17 protein-coding genes are annotated in these 22,478 nt (G+C 66.7%); 16 read left to right on the forward strand and 1 reads right to left on the reverse strand.

The window, feature by feature from the left end; all coding sequences use genetic code 11:
* The first annotated feature begins 125 nt into the window (after positions 1-125).
* The 14 genes from RBT54_RS00960 to nqrF all read left to right on the forward strand — a co-directional run bounded on the left by RBT54_RS00960 (position 126) and on the right by nqrF (position 20,009).
* Positions 126-1,100, forward strand: a complete 975-nt coding sequence (locus tag RBT54_RS00960) for a WD40/YVTN/BNR-like repeat-containing protein (protein WP_320363190.1) — start codon at positions 126-128, stop codon at positions 1,098-1,100.
* Positions 1,100-3,439 (forward strand): efflux RND transporter permease subunit, encoded by a 2,340-nt coding sequence (locus RBT54_RS00965; RefSeq protein ID WP_320363192.1) that lies wholly within the window; start codon positions 1,100-1,102, stop codon positions 3,437-3,439. The genes RBT54_RS00960 and RBT54_RS00965 overlap by 1 nt, the downstream gene beginning before the upstream one ends.
* Positions 3,440-3,587: 148 nt before the next feature.
* Entirely contained in the window at positions 3,588-4,286 is a 699-nt protein-coding gene (locus RBT54_RS00970; RefSeq protein ID WP_320363194.1) for a TetR/AcrR family transcriptional regulator, read from the forward strand.
* 62 nt (positions 4,287-4,348) lie between these two features.
* Positions 4,349-6,844 carry an acyl-CoA dehydrogenase gene (locus tag RBT54_RS00975; RefSeq protein ID WP_320363196.1) on the forward strand — a complete coding sequence of 832 codons (2,496 nt, stop codon included), beginning with the start codon at positions 4,349-4,351 and terminating at the stop codon, positions 6,842-6,844.
* Positions 6,841-8,121, forward strand: a complete 1,281-nt coding sequence (locus tag RBT54_RS00980) for an acetyl-CoA C-acetyltransferase (RefSeq protein WP_320363198.1) — start codon at positions 6,841-6,843, stop codon at positions 8,119-8,121. The genes RBT54_RS00975 and RBT54_RS00980 overlap by 4 nt, the downstream gene beginning before the upstream one ends.
* Positions 8,121-10,157 (forward strand): 3-hydroxyacyl-CoA dehydrogenase NAD-binding domain-containing protein, encoded by a 2,037-nt coding sequence (locus RBT54_RS00985; RefSeq protein WP_320363200.1) that lies wholly within the window; start codon positions 8,121-8,123, stop codon positions 10,155-10,157. Before RBT54_RS00980 ends, RBT54_RS00985 begins: the two co-directional genes overlap by 1 nt.
* 32 nt (positions 10,158-10,189) lie before the next feature.
* On the forward strand, positions 10,190-12,583 hold the full coding sequence (locus tag RBT54_RS00990) for a 3-hydroxyacyl-CoA dehydrogenase/enoyl-CoA hydratase family protein (protein WP_320363202.1): 2,394 nt from the start codon (positions 10,190-10,192) through the stop codon (positions 12,581-12,583).
* A gap of 38 nt (positions 12,584-12,621) precedes the next feature.
* Entirely contained in the window at positions 12,622-13,821 is a 1,200-nt protein-coding gene (locus tag RBT54_RS00995; RefSeq protein ID WP_320363204.1) for an acetyl-CoA C-acyltransferase, read from the forward strand.
* Between the two features lie 337 nt (positions 13,822-14,158).
* Positions 14,159-15,499: a Na(+)-translocating NADH-quinone reductase subunit A gene (locus RBT54_RS01000; protein ID WP_320363206.1), complete on the forward strand. Its 1,341-nt coding sequence runs from the start codon at positions 14,159-14,161 to the stop codon at positions 15,497-15,499.
* Positions 15,500-15,501: 2 nt separating this feature from the next.
* Entirely contained in the window at positions 15,502-16,716 is a 1,215-nt protein-coding gene (locus RBT54_RS01005; RefSeq protein WP_320363208.1) for an NADH:ubiquinone reductase (Na(+)-transporting) subunit B, read from the forward strand.
* Positions 16,706-17,494, forward strand: a complete 789-nt coding sequence (locus RBT54_RS01010) for a Na(+)-translocating NADH-quinone reductase subunit C (protein ID WP_320363210.1) — start codon at positions 16,706-16,708, stop codon at positions 17,492-17,494. Before RBT54_RS01005 ends, RBT54_RS01010 begins: the two co-directional genes overlap by 11 nt.
* A gap of 2 nt (positions 17,495-17,496) precedes the next feature.
* Positions 17,497-18,162 (forward strand): NADH:ubiquinone reductase (Na(+)-transporting) subunit D, encoded by a 666-nt coding sequence (locus tag RBT54_RS01015; protein WP_320363212.1) that lies wholly within the window; start codon positions 17,497-17,499, stop codon positions 18,160-18,162.
* Positions 18,162-18,770, forward strand: a complete 609-nt coding sequence (nqrE, locus tag RBT54_RS01020) for an NADH:ubiquinone reductase (Na(+)-transporting) subunit E (RefSeq protein WP_320363215.1) — start codon at positions 18,162-18,164, stop codon at positions 18,768-18,770. The genes RBT54_RS01015 and nqrE overlap by 1 nt, the downstream gene beginning before the upstream one ends.
* A gap of 15 nt (positions 18,771-18,785) precedes the next feature.
* Positions 18,786-20,009: an NADH:ubiquinone reductase (Na(+)-transporting) subunit F gene (gene nqrF, locus RBT54_RS01025; protein WP_320363217.1), complete on the forward strand. Its 1,224-nt coding sequence runs from the start codon at positions 18,786-18,788 to the stop codon at positions 20,007-20,009.
* A gap of 135 nt (positions 20,010-20,144) precedes the next feature.
* Here the strand turns inward: nqrF and RBT54_RS01030 are convergent, their stop codons facing one another.
* A complete protein-coding gene (locus RBT54_RS01030) occupies positions 20,145-20,927 on the reverse strand; it encodes a YdcF family protein (protein ID WP_320363218.1) in 783 nt (260 codons plus the stop codon).
* A gap of 264 nt (positions 20,928-21,191) precedes the next feature.
* On the opposite strand from RBT54_RS01030, the gene RBT54_RS01035 reads away from it, so the two are divergent.
* Together RBT54_RS01035 and RBT54_RS01040 are read left to right on the forward strand one after the other, a co-directional pair.
* A complete protein-coding gene (locus tag RBT54_RS01035) occupies positions 21,192-21,848 on the forward strand; it encodes a DUF2802 domain-containing protein (RefSeq protein WP_320363219.1) in 657 nt (218 codons plus the stop codon).
* A gap of 236 nt (positions 21,849-22,084) precedes the next feature.
* On the forward strand, positions 22,085-22,441 hold the full coding sequence (locus tag RBT54_RS01040) for an SPOR domain-containing protein (RefSeq protein WP_320363220.1): 357 nt from the start codon (positions 22,085-22,087) through the stop codon (positions 22,439-22,441).
* The last annotated feature ends 37 nt before the right edge of the window (positions 22,442-22,478 follow it).

Consider the following 22,478-nt stretch of genomic DNA (forward strand, 5'->3'; position numbering starts at 1 on the left):
GCCGTGGTGCCGGGCCTGAAACCATGCGGGGGGGCGTTGGCCCCCGCTGCCGTATCGCAAAATTCTCTCCGCCCTTCCTGCCCGGTTCCGCGCGTCGGTGCCGTGTTGCATGCGAGCCTGTCCTCATGAACCGAGCCATCGGCGTCCTGTTTGTCGCCTTCGTGCTGGCCGCGACGGCCTATGCGTTCTCCACGCGCAGTGATCCCCCCATGCCGCCGAGCCGGACGCTGATCTCCCACCTGCAGATGCTGGACGTGGCCGAGAGCGCCGCGGGGCGGCTCGTGGCAGTCGGGGAGCGTGGCAGCATCTTTCTCTCCGACGATCGGGGGGGCAACTGGCGTGCCGCAGTGTCATCGAGTACGGCCACGCTGACTGCAGTGCGCTTCATCGATGGTGAGCGGGTGCTGGCGGTCGGCCACGACGCGGTGATCCTGCGCAGCGAGGACGGGGGTGAGAACTGGCATCTGGTGCAGTCCGAGCCCGAGGCGGAAGAGCCGCTGCTCGGCCTGTGGGTGGATGCTTCCGGGCAGGGCTTCGCGGTCGGTGCCTATGGTCGCTTCCTCGCCACCACCGATGGCGGTTCGAGCTGGGCGGCGCGCGCGCTGGACGCGAACGAGGAGGCGCTGCACCTGAACGCGGTGCTGGCGCTCGGTGGCGGGCGCTTCTTGATTGCCGGCGAGGCCGGCACCCTGCTGCGCTCGGAAGACGGGGGCGAGACCTGGCAGGCGCTGGAGTCGCCCTATGCCGGCTCCTTCTTCAGCGCGCTGACGCTCTCCGATGGCGGTGCGCTGGTGTTCGGCATGCGCGGCCATGTGTTCCGCACCGAAGACGGGGGCGACACCTGGGTCGAGATCGGCACCGGCGTGCAGTCCTCGCTGTTCGGGGGCCGCGTGCTGGCCGATGGCCGGCTGGTGCTGGTGGGGCAGAGCGGGGTGGTCCTGGTCAGCGCCGAACAGGGGCGCAGCTTCGTGCGCCTGGATGGACCGGATCGGCGGGTGCGCGCGGCGGTGGCGGAGATCGGTGGTGGCGAGATCCTGCTCGTGGGCGAGGAGGGCGTCGAGCGCATGGCGCTGCCTTCGGCAACCGGGGAGAAATCCTGATGTTGAAGCGCCTCGTCGAACTTCTCGGTCTGCTCCTGTTCAAGCGGCGCAAGTTCTTCCTCGGCCTGTTCGTGCTGCTGACCGTGCTGCTGGGCGCGTCGGCGAGCCGGCTGCAGGTCGATGCGGGCTTCGAGAAGATGATCCCGCTCGAACACGAGTACATGAAGACCTTCATGGGCTACCGCAACACCTTCGGCGGAGCCAACCGGGTGCTGGTGGCGTTGCGCCAGCACGAGGGCGACATCTACAACGCGGAATTCATGCACAAGCTGAAGGCCGCCACCGACGAGATCTTCTTCATCCCCGGTGTGGACCGTGCCACCGTCACCTCGTTGTTTACGCCCAACGTGCGCTTCATCGAGGTGGTCGAGGCCGGTTTTGCCGGCGGCAACGTGATTCCGGCCGACTTCGATGGTTCGGCCGATGATCTCGAGACCGTGCGCCAGAACGTGCTCAAGTCGGGGCGTGTCGGCCGCCTGGTGTCGAACGACCACCGCGCGGCGATGATCAGCGCCGAGCTGCTCGAGATCGACCCCAACACGGGCGCACGCCTGGATTACCTCGCGGTGGCGAGGCAGCTCGAGGAGCTGCGTGCGCGATACGCCGGCGAAGGGCTGGATGTGCACATCATCGGTTTTGCCAAGGCGGTCGGCGACATCACCGACGGGGCACGTGGCGTGCTCGTGTTCTTCCTGGTGGCGTTCGCGATCACCGCAGTCTTGCTGTTCTTCTACTCCGGTTCGGTCAAGCTCGCCGCGCTGACGCTGGCGTGCGCGATGGTGCCGGTGGTGTGGCTGATGGGGCTGCTGCCGCTGATCGGCTTCGGCATCGATCCGATGTCCATCCTGGTGCCCTTCCTGATCTTCGCGATCGGCGTCAGCCACGCGGTGCAGATGACGCACGCCTGGCGACTCGAGATCCTGGCGGGCGCGGGTCCGCTCACCGGCGCGCACAACGCCTTCCGGCGCCTGGTCCTGCCGGGGTCGATGGCGCTGACCACGACCGTGGTCGGCTTCCTGGTGATCATGCGCATCGAGATCGACATGGTGCGCGAGCTGGCGCTCACCGCCGGGCTCGGGGTGGGGCTGATCCTGATCACCAACATGTTGCTGCTGCCGGTGTTGCTGTCGTGGACCCGCCTCAGTGAATCGGCGATGCGGCGCACGATGACGGCCGAGACCAAGGACCACTGGCTGTGGAAGCGGCTGCGCACGCTGGCCGAGCCGAAGCGGGCCACCGTGGTGTTGCTGATCACCGCCGTGTTGCTCGGCGCGGCCACGTGGAAGTCGCGCGACCTGCGCACCGGCGACCTCGGCCACGGCATTCCCGAGCTGCACGAGGATTCGCGCTACAACCAGGATGCGGCAGCGATCGTGAAATCGTTCTCGATCGGCGTCGATGTGCTGTCGGTGATCGTGCAGACCAAGGGTGTGGATGGGGCGTGCACGAGCTTCGAGATCATGGACACCATTGACCGCTTCGAGGCCACGATGCGCGGCGTCCACGGGGTGCAGAGCGTGGTCGGCCTGCCCGGGGTGGCCAAGACGATCAACGCGGGCTGGAACGAAGGCAACCCGGCCTGGCGCGTGCTCTCGCGCAACCCGACCGTGCTCGCCCAGTCGGTGACGCCGGTCGATACCAGCACGGGCCTGCTCAACACCGACTGCAGCGCGATGCAGGTGCTGATCTTTACCCGCGATCACGAGGGGCCGACGATCGCCCATGTCATCCGCGAGGTGAAGGCCTTCCGCGCCGCCAACCGCAGCGAGAACGTCGACTTCCTGCTCGCCTCGGGCAACGTCGGCGTCATGGCGGCGACCAACGAGGCGGTGGATGCGGCCTCGATCGCGATCCTGGTGCTGGTGTTCGGCGCGATCAGCCTGCTGTTCTTCCTGGAGTTCCGCTCCTGGCGGGCGACGCTGTGCATCATCCTGCCGCTGATGATCGCCGCGGTGTTCTGCAACGCGCTGATGGCGCTGCTCGGCATCGGTCTCAAGGTATCGACCTTGCCGGTGGTGGCGATCGCCGTCGGCCTCGGGGTCGATTACGGCATCTATTTTTACGAGCGCATGGCGAACCGTTTCGAGCATGGCGACAGCTTGCCGGACGCCTTTTACCAGGCGCTGAGACAGCGCGGGACGGCGGTCATGTTCACCGCGACCACGATGGCCGTCGGCGTCGGCACCTGGATCTTCTCGGCGCTCAAATTCCAGGCCGACATGGGCTTGGTGATGGCCCTGATGTTCGTGATCAACATGCTTGGTGCCTTGCTGCTGCTGCCTTCGCTCGCGGCCCTGCTGCTGGGTGACCGGCCGGCGGGCAGCAAGAAGGCGGGTTGAGACCCAGGCAGCCCGTGCGCCGGACAGGCCGAGCCGGATGGGCGAACGAAAGTGTGAATTCAGCCATTAAAAATATTGACGGGCCCGGGTTTTTCCTTAGAATTCAAACATACGTTTGAATGAGATGGCCTCATTCAGGAGATTGATCATGAGCAACGCAAGCGGCCGGGGCGGGCTGGAAACCCGGTGGCGCATCCTCGATGCGGCAGAGACGCTGTTCGTCGAGCACGGGCTGGAAGCGACCTCGATGCGCATGATCACGGCGACCGCGGGCGTCAATCTGGCGGCGGTGAACTACCACTTCGGCACCAAGGAGAACCTGATCCAGGAGGTGTTCCGCCGCCGCCTGGGCGAGCTCAACCAGCGCCGCCTGGCCGCACTCGCCCGCATCGAGGAAGGCGCACGAAAGCGCGGTGCACGGATCAAGCCCTCGCAGGTGCTGGAGGCCTTTTTCGAGCCCTCGTTGCAGATGGCGACCGACCAGACCCATGGCGGAAGCATCTTCATGCAGTTGCTCGGGCGCACCTACACCGAACCCAATGCCTTCGTGCGCAAGTTCCTCGCCGCTGAATACGCCGACACGCTGGGGCGCTTTCTGGATGCCTTGTATGCCTCGCTGCCGGGGGTTCCGCGCGATGAGATCCTGTGGCGCTTCCACTTCATGATGGGGGCGACCTCGTATGCGATCGCGGGCACCGATGCGCTTCAGCTTTTCGCCGGCAAGTTTGACGACGAAGACCCTGCGCGCCTGATCCCGCGCCTGATGTCCTTCCTGCTCGGCGGCTTGCGCGCGCCCTTGCCTGGTTTTGCGGGCGGGGCGGAGGCCGCCACGCATGCTGATGACTGAACTGGGCCGCATGGATTTGCGGCCTGCATGCGGTTTTTGACCGAATCCGGAGACGACGAACGATGATCTGGCTGCTACTTGTTTCCCTCCCTCCCTTGGCAGGTGCGCTCGCCTACGGGCGAGCGCCTCTTTTTGCCTGGCTTGCGGCGGGACTGGCGTGGCTTCTGGCGATGGGCATCGCTGCGGGCTGGGGCTTCTGGTTGACGCTGTTGGCGATGGCGGTCTTCGCTGCGGCGTTGAGCGTGTTCCTTATCGAGTCGGTGCGCGTGAAACGGATCACCGCGCCGGTGTTCGCCATGTTCCGTCGCACCCTGCCGACCATGTCGCAGACCGAGAAGGACGCCCTCGAGGCCGGCACCGTGTGGTGGGAAGGCGAGCTCTTCGCCGGCAATCCCGACTGGAAAAAGCTGCAGGCCTATCCGTGGCCCAAGCTCACCCCCGAGGAACAGTCCTTCCTCGACAACGAGACCGACGAACTCTGCAGCCTGACCCACGACTGGGAATGCACGCAGCAGGGCGACATGCCCGCCGAGGTCTGGCAGTTCATCAAGGCCAAGGGCTTCCTCGGCATGATCATCCCCAAGGAATACGGCGGCAAAGGCTTCTCGGCCTATGCGCACTCCCAGGTGGTGACCAAGCTGTCCACCCGCTCGTCGGCGCCGGCGGTCACCGTGATGGTGCCCAACTCGCTCGGCCCGGCCGAACTGCTGCTGCATTACGGCACCCCCGAGCAGAAGCAGCATTACCTCCCTCGCCTCGCGAGCGGCGCGGATATTCCGGCATTCGCGCTCACCAGCCCGTGGGCGGGCTCGGACGCCGCGTCCATTCCGGACGCCGGCGTGGTGTGCAAGGGCGAGTGGAAGGGCGAGGAGGTGCTCGGCATGCGCATCAACTTCGACAAGCGTTACATCACGCTCGCCCCGGTGTGCACCGTGTTCGGGCTGGCCTTCCACCTCTACGACCCGGATCGACTGCTCGGCGGTGACGAAGTGCTCGGCATCACCTGCGCGCTCATCCCGCACGATCACCCCGGCGTCGACATCGGTCGCCGCCACTTCCCGCTCAACGCGGTGTGGATGAACGGCCCGGTGCGCGGCAAGGACGTGTTCGTGCCGCTCGATTACGTCATTGGCGGGCCGAAGATGGCCGGCCAGGGCTGGCGCATGCTGATGGAGTGCCTGGCCGCCGGGCGCAGCATCTCGCTGCCCGGCTCCAACACCGGGATGCAGAAGATGGTGGCGCGCGCCGTCGGTGCCTATGCCCGCGTGCGCTACCAGTTCAAGACCGCGATCGGCCGCTTCGAGGGGGTGGAGGAGGCGCTCACCCGCATCGGCGCCAACACCTACCTGAGCGATGCCGCGCGCGTGATGACCGCCGGCGCGATCGACCTCGGCGAGAAGCCCTCGGTGGTGTCGGCAATCGTCAAGTACCACGTCACCGAGCGCGCTCGCCAGACCGTGAATGACGGCATGGACGTGATCGGCGGCAAGGGCATCTGCCTCGGCCCGCAGAACTTCCTCGGCCGTGCCTACCAGCAGATCCCGGTCGGCATCACGGTGGAAGGCGCCAACATCCTCACCCGCAGCCTGATCCTGTTCGGCCAGGGCGCGATCCGCTGCCATCCCTACGTGCTCAAGGAAATGCACGCCGCCCAGCAGGGCGATCTGAACGCCTTCGACAAGGCCTTGTGGGGCCACGTCGGCTTCACCGTGTCGAACGCAGCGCGTGCGCTGATCATGGGCCTGACCGGTTCGCACTTCGTCGGCGTGCCGGACAATGTCGCGCCCGAAACCCGCCGTTACTATCAGCAACTCACCCGCTTCTCGGCCGCCTTCGCCTTCATCGCCGACATCTCGATGGGCACCATGGGCGGCGCCTTGAAGCGCAAGGAAAAGCTCTCCGCCCGGCTCGGCGACATCCTGTCGCTGATGTACCTCGCGACCGCCACGCTCAAACGCTTCGAGTCCGAAGGCCGCCACGCTGCCGATGCGCCGCTGATGCACTGGGCGATCTGGGACTGCATGTTCCGCATCCAGCAGGCCTTCGAGGGCGTGATCGCCAACTTCCCGAACAAGCTCTTCGCCTTCGTGCTGCACCGCGTCGTCGTGTTCCCGCTCGGCCGGCCCTATGTCGTGCCCTCGGACAAGCTCGGCCACCAGGTCGCCGCACTGCTGCTCGAGCCTTCTCCGACGCGCGACCGCCTGACCTCGGACGTGCATCTGCCCACCGACCTCGAGGAGCCGATCGGTGCCCTGGAAGCTGCGCTCGCCGCGACGCTGGCCGCCGACCCGGTCGAGGCCAAGCTCAAGGAGGCTCGCCGTCAGGGGCGCTTCGATCCCAAGGTGCTGGCTTCGGGCGACGTCGACGAGATCTGGCGTCTTGCGCTCCATGCTGGCGTGATCAGTGCGCAGGAGTACGCATTGGTCGAGCACCGCAACGCGCTGCGCGACAAGGTGATCCGTGTCGACGACTTCCCCTACGACATCGGGCTCAAGTCGGTGATGCGCAAGCTGCACGGACATTCGCCGGCCCAGGACAAGGTCGAGGTGGCCGCATGAGCAGGGCCGTCTATATCGTCGATGGCGCACGCACGCCCTTCCTGAAGGCGAAGAACGCGCCCGGCCCCTTCACCGCGGCCGATCTCGCCACCGCGGCGGGCAGCGCCCTGCTGATGCGCCAGCCCTTCGCGCCCGAGCAGCTCGACGAGGTCATCCTCGGCTGCGCCAGCCCCTCGCCGGACGAGGTCAACATCGGCCGCGTGGTTGCGCTGCGCCTGGGTTGCGGCGACAAGGTGCCGGGGTGGACGGTGATGCGCAACTGCGCCTCGGGCATGCAGGCGCTCGATTCCGCGATCGCCAACATCCAGTGCGGGCGCAGCCAGCTCGTGCTCGCCGGCGGTGTCGATGCGCTGTCGCATGCGCCGCTGCTGTTCTCCGAGAAGATGGTGCGCTGGCTTGCGGGCTGGTACGCGGCCCGGACCACCGGCGCCAGGCTGGCGATGCTCAAGACCTTCCGCCTCGGCCATCTCGCGCCGGTGATCGGCATCATGAAGGGCCTCACCGACCCGATCGTCGGCCAGTTGATGGGCCAGACCGCCGAGAACCTGGCGTGGAAGTTCGGCATCACGCGCGAGGACATGGACGCCTTCGCGGTCGAGAGCCACCGCCGCGTGTGCGCGGGGCAGGACGCCGGGCATTACCGCGACGAGATCGTCCCGCTGATCGACCGCGACGGCCAGGTGTATGCCGCCGACGACGGCGTGCGGCGCGACTCGTCGATGGCCAACCTCGCCAAGCTCAAGCCCTTCTTCGACAAGAAATACGGCCGCGTCACCCCGGGCAACAGCTCGCAGATCACCGATGGCGCGGCCTGGATGGTGCTGGCCTCCGAGGACGCGGTCGAGCGCCACGGCCTGAAGCCGCTCGGGCGCATCACCGACAGCCAGTGGGCGGCGCTCGCGCCCGACCAGATGGGCCTCGGTCCGGTGCATGCGGCGATGCCGATCCTGCAACGCCATGGCCTGGCGCCGAACGACCTCGACGCCTGGGAGCTCAACGAGGCCTTCGCCGCCCAGGTCATCGCCTGCCTGCGCGCCTTCGCGGACGACGATTACTGCCGCGCGCACTTCGGCGTCGATGCGCCGGGTGCGCCCGATGCCGCGCGCCTCAACGTGGATGGCGGCGCGGTCGCGCTCGGCCACCCGGTGGGCGCGAGCGGCGCGCGCATCGTGCTGCATCTGCTCGAAGTGCTGCGCCGCAAGGGTGGCGGGCGCGGCCTGGCGTCGATCTGCATCGGCGGCGGGCAGGGCGGGGCGATGCTGGTGGAGACGGTGTGATGAGCGCGAACATGCAACAAGACTGGAAGCACTGGCGCCTGCGCCGTGAAGACGCCGGCCTGGCCTGGCTCGACCTGGACAAGGCGGACGCCAGCGCCAACGTGTTGTCCGCCGAGGTGATGCGCGAATTCGCGAGCGTGCTCGATGCGCTCGACGCCGCGCCGCCGAAGGCGCTGGTGATCGCCTCGGCCAAGCCCGCCGGCTTCATCGCCGGGGCGGACATCGAAGAATTCTCCGGGCTGGACTCGGTGCTCGCCGCACGGGCGCTGGTCGAGCGCGGCTGGAAGCTGTTCAACCGCCTCGCCGCCGTGTCTTACCCTACGCTGGCGCTGATTCGCGGTCACTGCATGGGCGGCGGGCTCGAACTCGCGCTCGCCTGCCGTTACCGCATCGTGGTCGACGAGCCGGGCACCAAGCTCGCGCTGCCCGAGGTCATGCTCGGCATCGTCCCCGGCTGGGGCGGCATGCTGCGCCTGCCCGCACTGATCGGCCCGGCGGCGGCGCTCGACCTGATGCTGACCGGCAAGGCGGTGGATGCGAAGAAGGCCAAACGCCTGGGGCTGGCCGACGATTGCGTGCCGGCGCGGGTGATGGAGTCGGCCGCGCGCATCGTGGCGCTCGGCGGCAATCCCGCCAGAAAGCTGCCGGCGCAGGAACGTGCTACGCGCTGGGCCATGAACGGCCCGCTGCGCAAGATGGTCGCCGACAAGGCGCGCGCCCAGGCTGCGCGCAAGGTCGGCCGCGCCAACTATCCGGCGCCGTTCGCGATCATCGACATCTGGGAAAAGTACGGCGGCAACGCGCTGGATGTGCCTGCCGCCGATCCGTCCTCGCTCGACACCATCTTCACCTCGCCCACCGCACGCAACCTGGTGCGCGTCTTCCATCTGCAGGAGCGCCTGAAGGCCTTCGGCAAGGACAGCGACTTCGCGCCGCGCCACGTGCATGTGGTGGGCGCGGGCGTGATGGGCGGCGACATCGCCGCGGTGTGCGCGCTGCGCGGCATGACGGTGACGCTGCAGGACCAGTCGGTCGAGCGCATCGCGCCCGCGATCGCCCGCGCCGCCAAGCTGTTCGATCGCCGCCACAAGGGCGACCAGAAGCAGGTGCGCTTCACGCTCGACCGCCTGATCCCCGACCCCAAGGGCGAGGGCGCCGCGCGCGCCGACGTGATCATCGAGGCGATCTTCGAGAACCTGGACGCGAAGCGCGCGCTGTTCGCCGACCTGGAAGCACGCGCCAGGCCCGACGCGGTGCTCGCCACCAACACCTCCAGCCTGCGCCTGGAAGACATCGCCACCGCGCTGCGGGACCCCTCACGCCTGGTGGGCATCCACTTCTTCAACCCGGTGCCGATGCTGCCGCTGGTCGAGGTGGTGCAGGGCGAGGCCACCGACGCCGAGGTGCTGCGCCGCGCCACCGGCTTCGTGCGTCGCATCGACAAGCTGGCGCTGCCGGTGAAGAGTGCCCCCGGCTTCCTGGTCAACGCCGTGCTCGGCCCCTACATGCTCGAGGCCCTGCGCTGTGTCGAGGAAGGCATCGCACCCGAGACGGTGGATGCCGCGTTGGTCGCCTTCGGCATGCCGATGGGGCCGGTGGAACTGGTCGATATGGTGGGGCTGGACATCGCCGTGGCCGCCGGCAAAGCGCTCGCCGGAGAAGGGGCGGAGCCGCCGGCGCGGCTGCTCAAGCTGGTCGGCGAAGGCAAGCTCGGGCGCAAGAGCGGTGAGGGCTACTACCGCTGGGTCGATGGCAAGGTGGTGAAGGGGGCAGGCGAGGGTGAGGGCGCAACCAGGCACGGGCTGCTCGCCGTGCTGCGGGGAAAGCTGCCCGGCACGCGCCGACCGGAAGCGCCCCCCCGGATTCCTGACGGACTGGCCGAACGCGTGCTCGCGCCCCTGCTGGTCGCCACGCAGCGTTGCGTGGAGCAGGGGGTGGTCGCCGATGCCGATCTGGCCGATGCTGGCGTGATTTTCGGCACCGGGTTCGCGCCCCACACCGGCGGGCCCTTGCATTACGCTGCCGTGCGGACCTGAACGCATTTCGAGTTTCCGACGAGGAGGAAGACGTGAGCAAACTGATCATCCGCAAGGTCGCCGTGCTCGGCGCCGGTGTCATGGGGGCGCAGATCGCGGCCCATTGCGCCAACGCCGACGTGCCGGTGATCCTGTTCGACCTGCCGGCGAAGGAGGGCGACGCCAACGGCATTGCCAGCAAGGCCGTGGCCGGCATGAAGAAGCTCGACCCGGCGCCGTTCGCGGCGAAGGATCGCGCGCAGTACATCGAGCTCGCCAACTATGGCAGCGACCTCGCGCGCCTGGGCGAGTGCGACCTCGTGATCGAGGCGATCGCCGAGAAGATGGAGTGGAAGCTCGATCTTTACGCGAAGGTCGCGCCGCACCTGAGGGCGGGGGCGATCTTCGCCTCCAACACCTCCGGCCTGTCGATCGAGGCGCTCGCCGCCGGCATGCCGGCCGATCGGCGCAGCCAGTTCTGCGGCATCCACTTCTTCAACCCGCCGCGCTACATGCCGCTGGTGGAGCTGATCCCCACGGCGGCCACCGAGCCGGCGCTGCTCGATGGCCTGGAAGCCTGGCTGGTCACCCGCCTGGGCAAGAGCATCGTGCGCGCCAAGGACACGCCCAACTTCGTCGCCAACCGCGTCGGCGTGTTCTCCATCCTGGCGGTGCTGCACCATACGCAGCGGCTCGGGCTGGCCTTCGACGAGGTCGACCTGCTCACCGGTCCGCGCATCGGTCGTCCCAAGAGCGCGACCTTTCGCACCGCCGATGTGGTGGGCCTCGACACCCTGGTGCATGTGCTCGGCACCATGCAGGCGACGCTGGGCACTGGCGACCATGCAGACCCTTGGGCAGCGCATTTCCGCACGCCCGAATGGCTGCAGGCGCTGGTTGCCAAGGGCGCACTCGGGCAGAAGACCAGGTGCGGCATCTACCGCAAGCAGGGCAAGCAGATCCAGGTACTCGACCTGCAACTGCAGGATTACCGCGACAGCGGTGGCGAGATTTTTCCGGACGTCGAGGACATCCTCAAGCTGAAGAATCCGGCGGAGAAGTTCGCCCAGCTCGCGGCGCATCCGCATCCGCAGGCGCAGTTCCTGTGGTCCATCTTCCGCGACGTGTTCCACTACTGCGCGGTGCATCTGGCCGACATCGCCGACAACGCGCGCGACATCGACCTGGCGATGCGCTGGGGCTTCGGCTGGGCGCAGGGGCCGTTCGAGACCTGGCAGGCAGCGGGCTGGCAGGCCGTTGCCGAGATGGTCCGCGACGACATCGCTCATGGCCGTGCGATGGCCGACGTGGCGCTGCCGGCCTGGGTGTTCGAGCGCGAGGGTGTGCATGCGCCGGCGGGCTCGTACAGCGCCGCCGAGAACACCTTGAAACCGCGTGCCGCGCTGCCGGTGTATCAGCGCCAGCTCTACCCCGATCGGGTGCTCGGCGAGGCGCCTGAAGATCGCGGCGAGACGCTGTGGGACAACGCCGGCGTGCGCCTGTGGCGGCGCACCGACCAGGACGCGCGCATCGGCATCGTGTCGATCACCTCCAAGATGCATGCGGTCGGCGAAGAGGTCATGGACGGCCTGCTGGAGGCGATCGCGCGCGCCGAGTACGAGCTCGACGGCATGGTGATCTGGCAGCCGGCGCCGTTTGCGGTCGGCGCCAACCTGCAGCAGGTGGGCGAGGCCTGCCGCGCCGGGCAGTTCGAGATGCTCGAGCAGATGGTGGCCAGGTTCCAGCGCACCTCGATGGCGATCAAGCACGCACAGGTGCCGGTGGTGGCCGCGGTGCAGGGCATGGCGCTCGGCGGCGGCTGCGAGTTCGTCATGCACGCGGCGCACCGGGTGTTCGCGCTCGAGAGCTACGTCGGCCTGGTCGAGGCGGGCGTGGGCCTGATTCCTGCGGGCGGCGGCAGCAAGGAATTTGCGCTGCAGGCGCACAACCTGGCGCAGCGTGCGGCGGGCGGCGACGTGTTCCCCTACATCCAGAGCGCGTTCCAGACCATCGCCATGGCCACCGTGGCCAAGAGCGCGCTCGAGGCCGTGCAGCTCGGCTTCGGTCGCGCGGGCGACGACGTGGTGTTCAACGCCAACGAGATCCTCCATGCCGCCATTCACCGTGCGCGGGCGATGGCCGAGTCGGCCTGGCGTCCGGCGCTGCTGAACCCGCAGGTCACCGTGGCGGGGCGCAACGGCATCGCCACCTGCGAAATGATGCTGGTGAACATGGCCGAAGGCGGCTTCATTTCGGCGCACGACTACCGCGTGGCCAAGGCCGCGGCCACCGCGCTGTGCGGCGGCGAGGTCGACACCAACCGGCGCGTGAGCGAGCAGTGGATCCTGGACGTGGAGCGTGCGCAGTTCGTTGAGCTGCTCAAGACCGAGAAGACTCAGCAGCGCATCGCGCACATGCTCGAAACCGGCAAGCCCCTGCGTAATTGATGGCAACCGAGTGACGGCAACGGATTGAGGAAACAACCATGAGCAAACAGATTCAGGACGCCTACATCGTCGCCGCGGTGCGCACCCCGGTGGCGCGGCGCAACGGCGCCTTCCGCCACGTTCGCCCTGACGACATGCTGGCGAGGGTGCTGCGCGACGTGCTCGCCAAGGTGCCCAACCTCGACGCCACCGAGATCGGCGACGTCATCACCGGCTGCGCGATGCCGGAGGCCGAGCAGGGCATGAACGTGGCGCGCATTGGTCTGCTGCTGGCCGGGCTGCCCGATGGCGTGCCCGGTATCACCATCAACCGCTTCTGCGCCTCGGGCCTGCAGGCGGTGGCCGACGCCGCCAGCCGCATCCGGCTGGGCGAGGCGGACGTGATGATCGCCGCCGGCACCGAAAGCATGAGCGCGATGCCGCAGATCATGGGCAACAAGGTCAGCCTCAACCCCGAGATTTTCGCGCACGCCGAGAACCTCTCCATCGCCTACGGCATGGGTCTTACGGCAGAGAAGGTCGCCCAGCAGTGGAAGGTGAGCCGCGAGGACCAGGACGCGTTCGCGGTCGAGTCGCACCGTCGCGCCTGCGCCGCGATCGCCGCCGGCCACTTTGCCGACGAGATCCTGCCCTACGCGGTGAAGTCCTATGCCCCGGGTGCCGATGGGACGGTGCGTATCACCGAGCGCGTGCTCGAGCACGACGAGGGCCCGCGCCCGGACGCCGATGCCGACACGCTGGCGAAGCTCAGGCCGGTGTTCGCCGCGCGCGGCTCGGTGACCGCGGGCAACAGTTCGCAGATGTCGGACGGCGCCGCCGCGGTGCTGCTGATGAGCGAGGCTGCGGTCAAGCGCTACGACGTCAAGCCGATCGCGCGCTTCGCCGGCTTCGCGGTGGCCGGTGTGCCGCCCGAGGTCATGGGCATCGGCCCGGTCGAGGCGATCCCGCGCGCGCTGGCGCGCGCAGGGTTGCAGTTGGCCGACATCGGCTGGGCCGAGCTCAACGAGGCTTTTGCCGCGCAGGCGCTGGCGGTGATGCGTCAACTCGACATGGATCCGGGAAAGGTCAACCCGCTTGGCGGTGCGATCGCGCTCGGCCATCCGCTGGGCGCCACCGGTGCGATTCGCACGGCGACGCTGATGGCCGCGATGCAGCGCGATCCGGGGCTGCGCTACGGCATGATCAGCATGTGCATCGGCACCGGCATGGGTGCGGCAGGCGTCTTCGAGCGCGTTTGATGTAGCAGCTTGCCGAAAGCTGAACGCCGGCTTTCGGCAAGCTGAGCGGGGGCTGTCGCGGACGAAAGGCGCCTGGCGACAGGCGGTCAGCCTCCGTGGGCTGTGGCCAGATATTCCTTCGGTATTTTCTGGGGTGTCGCTGGCGGGCGTTCGGCGTATTGTGGATTCCACTTATACGGCGCGCTTCGGGTATATCCGGCGTGATCAACTGGTAACAATCTTTTATAATCCGCGCGTTTATAGACGCGGGAACGCCCCGGCGTCCGGCCGCCGAGGCGGTTGCGGATGCTCCCCCGGCGGTCCCGATCACTCTGTGGAACCTACGGGCGAGAGGCGCATGATTAGAATCAAACGCGGTCTGGACCTGCCCATCACCGGCGCTCCCGAGCAGCGCATCGAGGCTGGGCGGCCGGTGCGCAGCGTGGCCGTCATCGGATTCGACTACCACGGCATGAAGCCGACGATGGCGGTTCAGGTGGGCGACCGGGTCAAGCTCGGCCAGGTCCTTTTTTCCGACAAGAAGACGCCGGGCGTGGTGTTCACCGCCCCAGGCGCGGGCACGGTCAGTGCGATCCACCGCGGTGAGCAGCGCGTGTTGCAGTCGGTGGTGATCGACCTCGACGGCGACGATGCGGTTGAGTTCGCGCGCTACGGCGACGCCGATATCGATCGGCTCGACGAGCAGCAGGTGCGGGCCAACCTGATCGACTCCGGTCTGTGGGCGGCGCTGCGCACGCGCCCCTTCAGCAAGGTGCCGGCGATCGATGCGCGTCCGCATTCGATCTTCGTGACTGCGATGGATACCCATCCGCTGGCGGCCGATCCGGTGGTGGTCATCGCCGAGCACAAGGAAGACTTCGCGCGCGGCCTGCGCGTGCTCGCGCGCATCGCGCCGGTGCTGGTCTGTCATGCCGACGGCACTCAGATGCCGTGCTCCGGGCTGGCCAATGTGCGCACCGAGACCTTTGCCGGCCCTCATCCGGCCGGCTTGGCCGGCACCCACATCCACTTCCTCGATCCTGTCGGTGCCGACAAGTCGGTGTGGTCGCTCAATTACCAGGACACGATCGCGATCGGCAAGTTGTTCGCCACCGGGCGGCTGTGGACCGAGCGTGTGGTCGCCATCGCCGGACCGATGGTCGACAAGCCGCGTCTGGTTCGCACCCGGCTGGGCGCCAACCTCGACGAGCTGGCCGCGGGTGAGCTCAAGGTGGGAAGGCCCGTGCGTGTGATCTCGGGGTCGGTGTTCGGCGGCCGCAGCTCTCGGGGTGCATGTGCCTTCCTCGGGCGCTACCACTTGCAGGTCTCGTGTCTGGAAGAAGGTACCGAGCGCGAGATGCTGCACTACCTTCGCGCGGGGGCGAACAAGCACTCGGTGATGAACCTCTACATCTCCAAGCTCTCGCCCGGCAAGCTGTTCGATTTCACCACGTCCACCAACGGCAGCCCGCGCGCCATGGTGCCGATCGGCAACTACGAAGAGGTGATGCCGCTCGACGTCCTGCCCACGCAACTATTGCGCGCACTGATCGTCGGAGATACCGAAATGGCGCAAAAGCTCGGCTGCCTCGAGCTGGACGAGGAAGACCTGGCGCTGTGCACCTACGTGTGCGCCGGCAAGTACGAATACGGTCCCATCCTGCGGGATAACCTCGCACGCATCGAGAAGGAGGGTTGAGAATGGGTCTGCGCTCCTGGCTCGACAGCATCGAGCATCATTTCGAAAAAGGCGGCAAGTACGAGAAGTTCTACGCCTTGTACGAAGCCGTAGACACCGGCCTGTTCAAGCCCGGCAGTGTCACCCGCACCACCGCCCACGTGCGCGACGGTCTCGACCTCAAGCGCATGATGATCACGGTGTGGCTGTGCACTTTCCCGGCCATGTTCTTCGGCATGTGGAACGTCGGCTACCAGGCCAACACCATTCTTGCCGCGAACGCCGACCTCGTCGCTGCGCAGGAGGGCTGGCGCTTCGCGTTGCTGGGCGGCATTGCAGGGTTCGATCCTGCCAGCCTGTGGGCGAACTTCCTGCATGGTGCGGCCTACTTCCTGCCGATCTACCTGACCACCTTCATCGTCGGCGGCTTCTGGGAGGTGCTGTTCGCCTCCATCCGCAAGCACGAGGTCAACGAGGGCTTCTTCGTCAGCTCGGTGCTGTTCGCGCTGATCTGCCCGCCCGACATGCCGCTGTGGCAGGTCGCGCTCGGCATCAGCTTCGGCATCGTGGTGGGCAAGGAAGTGTTCGGCGGCACCGGCAAGAACTTCCTCAACCCGGCGCTCACCGGCCGTGCCTTCCTCTACTTCGCCTACCCGGCGCAGATGTCGGGTGACGCGGTGTGGACCGCGGTCGATGGCTACACCGGCGCGACCATGCTGTCCTTCGGCGCCTCGGGCGGTCTGGACGCCATCATGGCAGGCGGCATCACCTGGTGGGACGCCTTCCTCGGCACGGTCCATGGCTCGATCGGCGAGACCAGCACGCTGGCCATCCTGCTCGGCGGCGCTGTGCTGCTGGTCATGAAGATCGCGGCCTGGCGCATCGTGCTCGGCGTCTTCCTCGGCATGGTGGCGATGAGCCTGCTGTTCAATGCCATCGGCTCCGACACCAATCCGATGTTTGCCATGCCCTGGTACTGGCACCTGGTGATGGGCGGCTTTGCGTTCGGCATGATCTTCATGGCCACCGATCCCGTGTCAGCCTCGATGACCAACACCGGAAAGTGGATCTTCGGGGCACTCATAGGCGTGATGACCGTGCTGATCCGTGTGGTGAACCCGGCTTTCCCGGAAGGCATCATGCTCGCCATCCTGTTCGGCAACCTTTTCGCGCCGCTGATCGACCACTTCGTGGTGGCGGCCAACATCAAGCGGAGGCTCGCGCGCGATGTCCAATAGGGAATCCACATCCCGCACCCTGATGGTGGCGCTGGCGGTCAGTCTTGTCAGCTCCGTCTTCGTGGCCGGGGCAGCGGTCTCGTTGAAGCCGCTGCAAACCCAGAACCGTCTGCTCGACAAGCAGCGCAGCATCGCTGCGATCGCCGGCATGAATGGCCGCGAGTTGCCCGCGGCACAGGTGCGCGCGTTGTTCGGCGATACCATCAAGGCGCGACTGGTCAATCTTGAAACCGGCGACTTCGCCGATGATTTCAATGCCGAAACCTTTGATCCGCTCAAGGCCGCCAAGGACCCGCAGCTGTCGCTGCGGCTTTCGAAGGACGAGGACATCGCGTCGATCAAGCGTCGCGAGCGCTTCACCACGGTGTACATGATCGAAGACGCGCAAGGTGGCATCGAAACCCTGATCCTGCCGATCCGCGGTTATGGCCTGTGGTCGACGCTGCATGGCTTCATGGCGCTCAAGGGCGACCTCAATACCGTGGTCGGCCTCGGCTTTCACCAGCACGCCGAAACCCCCGGTCTCGGCGGCGAGGTCGACAACCCGCGCTGGCGCGGACAGTGGGAAGGCAAGCAACTGTTCGACGAACAGGGTGCGGTCGCAGTGCAGATCGTCAAGGGTGGCGTGGATCCGCAAAGCGCGGCTGCCATCCACCAGGTCGATGCGCTGGCGGGGGCCACCCTCACCAGTAACGGCGTCGATAATCTGCTGAAGTTCTGGCTGGGTGAGCAGGGCTTCGGCCCCTTCCTCGCCAAACTGCGTTCGAAGGAGGCGTGATCATGTCCAAGCTCACTCCGAAGGAAGTCCTGCTCAATCCGTTGTTCAACAACAACCCGATTGCGCTGCAGATCCTCGGTATCTGTTCCGCGCTGGCGGTGACGACCAACCTCAATACCGCGCTCGTCATGTCGATCGCGTTGACGTTGGTGACCGGGTTCTCGAGTTTGTTCGTGTCAATGATTCGCGCCCAGATCCCGAGCTCGATCCGCATGATCGTGCAGGTGGTGATCATCGCCTCGCTCGTGATCGTGGTCGACCAGACCTTGAAGGCCTTCGCCTACAGTCTGTCGAAGCAGTTGTCGGTGTTCGTGGGCCTGATCATCACCAACTGCATCGTGATGGGTCGTGCCGAAGGTTTCGCCATGCAGAATCCGCCGTTGCTGTCCTTCCTGGACGGTATCGGCAATGGCCTGGGCTACAGCGTGGTGCTCATCGCGGTGGGCTTCGTGCGCGAGCTGTTTGGCGCCGGCAAGCTGTTCGGCGTCACCATCCTGCAGCCGGTGACCGAAGGTGGCTGGTACCAGCCCAATGGCCTGCTCTTGCTGCCACCGTCCGCGTTCTTCCTCATCGGCTTCCTGATCTGGGGCCTGCGTGAGTGGAAGCGTGACCAGGTCGAGCACAACCAGTTCAAGATGGCACCGCAGGCGCGCAAGGAGGCCTTCTGATGGAACACTATCTCAGCCTCTTCGTTCGGGCCGTGTTCATCGAGAACATGGCGCTCGCCTTCTTCCTGGGCATGTGCACCTTCATCGCGATCTCGAAGAAGGTGGAAACCGCGATCGGTCTGGGAATTGCAGTGGTCGTGGTGCAAACCATCACCGTGCCGCTCAACAACCTGGTCTACAACACCTTCCTCGCCGACGGCGCGCTTGCCTGGGCCGGCATGCCCGATGTGGATCTTTCCTTCATCGGGCTGCTGTCGTTCATCGGCGTGATTGCGGCCACCGTGCAGATCCTGGAGATGCTGCTCGACAAGTATGTGCCCAGCCTCTACAACGCGCTGGGCGTGTTCCTGCCGCTGATCACGGTCAACTGCGCGATCATGGGTGGCGTGCTGTTCATGGTCGAGCGCGACTACACCTTCAGCGAATCGGTCGTGTATGGCCTCGGCTCGGGCTTTTCCTGGGGTCTGGCGATCGCGCTGCTCGCGGCCATCCGCGAGAAGCTGAAATACAGCGACGTGCCCGAAGGCCTGCAAGGCCTGGGCATCACCTTCATCACCATCGGGCTGATGTCGCTGGGTTTCATGTCTTTCTCCGGTGTGCAGCTGTAAGGAGGCAACGAAACGATGAATTCAGAAATCATCCTCGGCATCGGAATGTTCACCGCCACCGTACTGGTGCTGGCGGTGATCATCCTGATCGCCCGTTCCAAACTGGTGGCCAGCGGCGACGTCACCATCGACATTAACGGCGAGAAGAAGATCACCGTGCCGGCCGGCGGCAAGTTGCTACAGACGCTGGCCGAGACGGGTCTCTTCCTGCCCTCGGCCTGCGGCGGTGGCGGCACTTGCGCGCAGTGCAAGTGCATCGTCACCGAGGGCGGGGGGTCGATGCTGCCGACCGAGGAGTCGCACTTCACCAAGCGCGACGCCAAGGAAGGCTGGCGCCTGTCGTGCCAGACCCCGGTCAAGCAGGACATGAAGGTCGAGGTGCCGGAAGAGGTCTTCGGCGTCAAGAAGTGGGAATGCACCGTCGAGTCCAACCCCAACGTCGCCACCTTCATCAAGGAACTCACGCTGCGCCTGCCCGAAGGCGAAGACGTGGCTTTCCGCGCCGGCGGCTATGTGCAGCTCGAGTGCCCGCCGCACGTGGTCAATTACAAGGACTTCGACATCCAGGACGAGTACCGCGGCGACTGGGACAAGTTCAACATGTGGCGCTTCGTGTCGAAGGTGGATGAGACCACGATCCGCGCCTATTCGATGGCGAACTACCCGGGTGAAAAGGGCGTGGTGAAGTTCAACATCCGTGTCGCCTCGCCTCCGCCGGGCAGGGACGACATCCCGCCGGGCAAGATGTCGTCCTGGGTGTTCAACCTCAAGAAGGGTGACAAGGTCACGGTATATGGCCCGTTCGGCGAGTTCTTTGCGCGCGAAACCGACAACGAGATGGTCTTCGTCGGTGGTGGTGCGGGCATGGCGCCGATGCGTTCGCACATCTTCGACCAGCTCAAGCGCCTGCACAGCACGCGCAAGATCACCTTCTGGTACGGCGCGCGCTCGATGCGAGAAGCCTTCTATGTCGAGGAGTTCGACAAGCTGGCCGCCGAGAACCCGAACTTCACCTGGCATCTGGCGCTGTCCGACCCGCTGCCCGAGGACAACTGGAAGGGGCACACCGGCTTCATCCACAACGTGCTGTACGAGAACTACCTCAAGGACCACCCGGCACCGGAGGATTGCGAGTTCTACATGTGCGGCCCGCCGATGATGAACTCCGCGGTGATCAAGACCTTGCTGGACCTTGGGGTCGAGCGCGAGAACATCATGCTCGACGATTTCGGCGGCTGACCCGCGAGCGCTTCGCGCGGCAACCTGCATCGGGCTGCCGCGTGTCGTCCTTGAACAGGCCCGCAGCTTTCGCCGATGACGGCGAGCGCGGGCTTTTCATTGCAGACTCACAGAGCGGCTGCCATGGCCGTGATGTCACTGCGACCAGCGATAGGCAAGCTGCCCGAGCAGTTCATGCAGTGCAAACCAGCCCGCGTAGGCGGTGTTCTGGCTGGGCATGCGGATCAGCGCCTGGTCGCTCCCCGTGTCGTCAGTGCCGCCCCCGAACCAGGCGGTCGGTGCGGGCACAACCTCCATTTCAGCCGCTTCGAAGGCATCGCGTGCCCGCTTCATGTGCATGGCGTGGGTGACCAGCAGGACGCGGCGCACGCCTGCGGCCTGCAGATGTACGGCGGAGAATTGCGCGTTCTCGCGCGTGTCTCGCGATGCAGACTCCACCCAGCGTGCGCGCAGCCCGTAATCCTGTTCCAGCGTACGCTGCATCAGCATTGCTTCGGGTGTGTCGCCACGCGGGGCTCCGCCGCTGACGAGCAGCGGCAGGCCTGTGCGGCGGGCCAGTTGCGCCGCGTAGCGCAGGCGCTCCAGCGCCAGCCGGTTCACCGTTTCCCCGCCAAATTCGGGCGCATGCGTCCGGCGTCCGGCGCCCAGCACCACGATCGCCTGCGCGGTGCGCGCAGCGGCGGCATCGAGTGTCTCGGGGTATTCCACCTGTTTGACCAGCCAGCTCACCGAGAACGGCGTGATCAGCAGCACGTTGATCACGACGCCCGACCACGCGATCAGCTTGCCCAGGCGTGGGCGGCTGTGCAGGAGCAGCAGCCCGATCACGATCGGGATCAGCGGCAGCACCGGCGGCAAGAGCATGACGGCGGTGAGCTTCTTGAGCCAGAAGAGCAGGGTGGAGGGATCAAAAGTCATGGTCGGGCGCCGTGGTCCTTGGGTCGGGGGGGCTGAGCGAGCGGCACACGGCAGGGCCATGAGTGCGGCGCACATTTCCGCCGCCGTGTCGTCCTGGTGCCGCCGCGTTTGTCGGGCAGTGTGGCGCCAAGTATTATCCGGGCATCGCGTCCGCCCTGGTCAATATGTACGCATCGATGCGCTTTTCCCGCTGTTGCTCAGCTTTTTCCGTCGGCTCCCGGCGGAGTGGGCGTGGTTGCGGGCACGATTGGGGCGGAGGTTGGAATGGGCATGCGTGAGGCCTTCTGGCTGATCGGCCTGGCGCTGGTGTGTTATTCCGTCTGGCAGTTCTTTCGCGCGCTGCGCGCGCCGCGTTCAAGCACGGCTGTTCCGCCCGGTGTCCCGGGGAGCGTTGAAGCCGGGTCCTCCCTGGCTCTTGGGGGCCGTGCCGTGCCGCCCGCCGGCCCGGACACGCAGCAGATCCGAAGGCACGTGGACGCTGGAGCACGGGCCGAGGATGAAGACGAGGACGAGGACGCTTTCGACGGCTATGCCCCGCTGCCGGGGCGCGAGCCAGGCCCAGATCCCGGGCCTGCGCAGCAGCAGTCCGATCCCGTGCCCGTTCAGCGCGAGGTCAGTCAGCCCGATGCATTCCAGCTTGAGCTCGAAAACTCGCGCCTGCGCCAGGCGCTGCAAGCACAGCGCGACCTGGTGGCGCTGCAGCAGAACGAGATCGATCGCCTCGTCGAGGACATCACTGCGCTGCAGGACGAGCTCGAGCGCGTTCGCGAACAGCCGACGAGTTCGCCGGAGTACTCCGAGGCGCTGGTGCTTGCGGCCCAGGGGCTCAACGCCGAGATGATTGCGGCGCGTTGCGGCATCACGCTCGCCGAGGCCGAGCTGGTGCTGGCGCTGGCGCGGCGCGATGCGGGGGCTGGATGAAGCGCGCGTCGGCAGCGCGTTCGTCGGCCGCATCGGGTGCGCGCCGACCCAGGCGAGAGGCGCTGCTCAGGTCCGGGGTCGCGCTTGCAGTGGCGGTGGTGCTCGGAGTGCTGGGACTGCTCGCTGGCGAGTGGGGCGCGGAACCGCAGGGTGCGGTGGAGGCAGGACGCGATGAGGCGTACGCCGCGCCCGCGCTGCCTCCGCCCCCCCAGCAACCACAGGCCTCGAACCTTACAGTGTCCCCGGTTGACGGGCGTGGCGACATTGGCTTCGTGGGCGGCATCAGCGCTGTGACGCCTGCGCCCGCGACCAGCGCAATCCCCGACATGGTCAGCGATGGTGTCGTCCTGCCACAGGCTGCGCTGCGCCCGGGTGGGCCTGGTTACCGAATCCAGCTTGGGGTGTTCGGCGATGCCGGCAACGCCCTCAAGCTCTACGAGCAACTCGCCGCCCAGGGCTACGAGGGGCACATCCAGAGTCGGGTCCTGGTTGGCCCTTTCGCTGACCGTGCGGCAGCAGAAAAAGCCCGGCAGGCCTTGCGCCAGGCAGGCGTGGGGCAGGGCGTTCTGTTGCCGCCCGAACATTCGAAGTGAGTGTTCGTGAAGGGCGTCACGGGAGGTCGGGCGCGAT

The organism is Thauera sp. (genome assembly GCF_034003485.1).
Classification (GTDB): Bacteria; Pseudomonadota; Gammaproteobacteria; order Burkholderiales; family Rhodocyclaceae; genus Thauera.

Coding starts and splice junctions, on each gene's coding strand:
- RBT54_RS00960 (WP_320363190.1), top strand. CDS start 126: ATGAACCGAGCCATCGGCGTCCTGTTTGTCGCCTTCGTGCTGGCCGCG.
- RBT54_RS00965 (WP_320363192.1), top strand. CDS start 1,100: ATGTTGAAGCGCCTCGTCGAACTTCTCGGTCTGCTCCTGTTCAAGCGG.
- RBT54_RS00970 (WP_320363194.1), top strand. CDS start 3,588: ATGAGCAACGCAAGCGGCCGGGGCGGGCTGGAAACCCGGTGGCGCATC.
- RBT54_RS00975 (WP_320363196.1), top strand. CDS start 4,349: ATGATCTGGCTGCTACTTGTTTCCCTCCCTCCCTTGGCAGGTGCGCTC.
- RBT54_RS00980 (WP_320363198.1), top strand. CDS start 6,841: ATGAGCAGGGCCGTCTATATCGTCGATGGCGCACGCACGCCCTTCCTG.
- RBT54_RS00985 (WP_320363200.1), top strand. CDS start 8,121: ATGAGCGCGAACATGCAACAAGACTGGAAGCACTGGCGCCTGCGCCGT.
- RBT54_RS00995 (WP_320363204.1), top strand. CDS start 12,622: ATGAGCAAACAGATTCAGGACGCCTACATCGTCGCCGCGGTGCGCACC.
- RBT54_RS01000 (WP_320363206.1), top strand. CDS start 14,159: ATGATTAGAATCAAACGCGGTCTGGACCTGCCCATCACCGGCGCTCCC.
- RBT54_RS01005 (WP_320363208.1), top strand. CDS start 15,502: ATGGGTCTGCGCTCCTGGCTCGACAGCATCGAGCATCATTTCGAAAAA.
- RBT54_RS01010 (WP_320363210.1), top strand. CDS start 16,706: ATGTCCAATAGGGAATCCACATCCCGCACCCTGATGGTGGCGCTGGCG.
- RBT54_RS01015 (WP_320363212.1), top strand. CDS start 17,497: ATGTCCAAGCTCACTCCGAAGGAAGTCCTGCTCAATCCGTTGTTCAAC.
- nqrE (WP_320363215.1), top strand. CDS start 18,162: ATGGAACACTATCTCAGCCTCTTCGTTCGGGCCGTGTTCATCGAGAAC.
- nqrF (WP_320363217.1), top strand. CDS start 18,786: ATGAATTCAGAAATCATCCTCGGCATCGGAATGTTCACCGCCACCGTA.
- RBT54_RS01030 (WP_320363218.1), bottom strand. CDS start 20,927: ATGACTTTTGATCCCTCCACCCTGCTCTTCTGGCTCAAGAAGCTCACC.
- RBT54_RS01035 (WP_320363219.1), top strand. CDS start 21,192: ATGGGCATGCGTGAGGCCTTCTGGCTGATCGGCCTGGCGCTGGTGTGT.